The 447-nt window shown below is 68.5% G+C and carries 1 pseudogene; it reads right to left on the reverse strand.

Going from position 1 to position 447, the window contains the following annotated elements:
- Nucleotides 1-447 (reverse strand): annotated as a pseudogene (locus EOA60_RS39570) (ribonuclease E/G); the annotation flags it as partial.

Raw genomic sequence — 447 nt, forward strand, 5'->3', positions numbered from 1 at the left:
CGGAAGGCTGGCGATTCTCGCTGTCGGTCGCATCGGCGTCTTCGGTGTCGCTGCCGGCTTCGGGGGCCTTGTTCTCCTCTTCGCCGGCTGCCTCGGCTACGGTCTCAACGGTTTCGGAGCCTTCGGTGGCTTCGGTCGAGGTATCGGCCGCATCGCCGGGCTCATCAGCGGAAGCGCTGGAAGCTGCGACCTCATCGGCGCTTTCGCCGCCTTCGTCGGCACCGGCAGCATCGGAACCGCGCTTTTGCTCGGCCCGGTCGCGGTTCTTGCCGCCGCGCCGGCGGTTGCGGCGGCCGCCGCGATCGCGCGCCTGCTGTTCCTCGCCGGTCTCGGCCTCCTCGTCCTCTTCGTCGTCCGCCTCCTGCGCTTCGGCGCGCAGCAGGGCCTGACGGTCGGCGACCGGGATCTGGTAATAGTCGGGGTGAATTTCACTGAAGGCGAGAAAAC

It is taken from the genome of Mesorhizobium sp. M1A.F.Ca.IN.020.06.1.1 (assembly GCF_004023265.1).
GTDB lineage: Bacteria > Pseudomonadota > Alphaproteobacteria > Rhizobiales > Rhizobiaceae > Mesorhizobium.